A 1,082-nucleotide genomic window follows, 5' to 3' on the forward strand; every position below is an offset into this window, starting at 1 on the left:
GGTAAATCTGAAATTTTCCCTTTCTCCAGCAAACCAAAATTTTGCCGACATATAATATATAGATATAGATATGACTCGAAATTTTCCACCTAAATTTTTGCCATGCGATATATATAGATGTAAATACCAACTTCAAACTTCTGACTTCAAAAAGTTGGGTTTCGTACCTCAACCCAACCTACATTTAACCAATAACTGAAATGACTCCCGACATTACTGAAAAATATCTCGAAAATACCATCTATCAAAGTCTCATCCAAGACTCCCAATATTCAGAAGGCAAACCCAAAGAATATCACCGCACTTAAAGTCAGACAAGATGGAGAATATCAAAATGCTAGAAATTATAGTGACCCGCAAAATGCTCAACTTACCTTTGAAAATAAATTCAGTCAAGAATTAAGACGTTATATTCGCGAAAATTTAGAAGAATATCGTCAATTTACAGACAATAAAAATTTTCGAGAATGGTTAATCAATACTCTATTTAATCTCGACTATAACCAAAATAAAACAGCTTAATAATCTATGTATCCGTGGCAAAATCTGTGTGAACGATCCGTGGCAAAATGAGGATAAAACGTGGAAATTTTTATTAGAAGAGTTGCCAGAAAAAGTCAGAGAAGATGGAGAATATCAAAATGCTAGAAATTATAGTAACCCGCAAAATGCTCAACTTACCTTTGAAAATAAATTCAGTCAAGAATTAAGACGTTATATTCGTGAACATCTAGAAGAATATCGTCAATTTACAGATAATAAAACTTTTCGATCATGGTTAATTAATGCTTCATTTAATCTTAACTATAATCAAGATAAAACTGCTGAATAATCCGTTCATCCGTGGCAAAATCCTTGTCTAGCACAGAAGAATATCGTCAATTTACAGATAATAAAACTTTTCGATCATGGTTAATTAATACTCTATTTAATCTTGACTACGAGGGAGATAAAAGCGCTTAATAATCCGTCATCCCTGGCAAAATCTGTGTGAGCTATCCGTAGTAAAATCCCTGTCTAATACAGCAGAATATCGTCAATTTACAGATAATAAAACTTTTCGATCATGGTTAATTAATGCT

1 protein-coding gene is annotated in these 1,082 nt (G+C 32.3%); it reads left to right on the forward strand.

The genetic code is table 11. The annotated features are described in order from the left end of the window. The first annotated feature begins 550 nt into the window (after nt 1-550). On the forward strand, nt 551-832 hold the full coding sequence (locus ACP6PK_RS16330) for a hypothetical protein (protein ID WP_426560859.1): 282 nt from the start codon (nt 551-553) through the stop codon (nt 830-832). The last annotated feature ends 250 nt before the right edge of the window (nt 833-1,082 follow it).

Origin of the sequence: Dapis hubbardiae BLCC-M172 (assembly GCF_050016015.1) — a bacterium.
Lineage (GTDB): Bacteria > Cyanobacteriota > Cyanobacteriia > Cyanobacteriales > Microcoleaceae > Trichodesmium.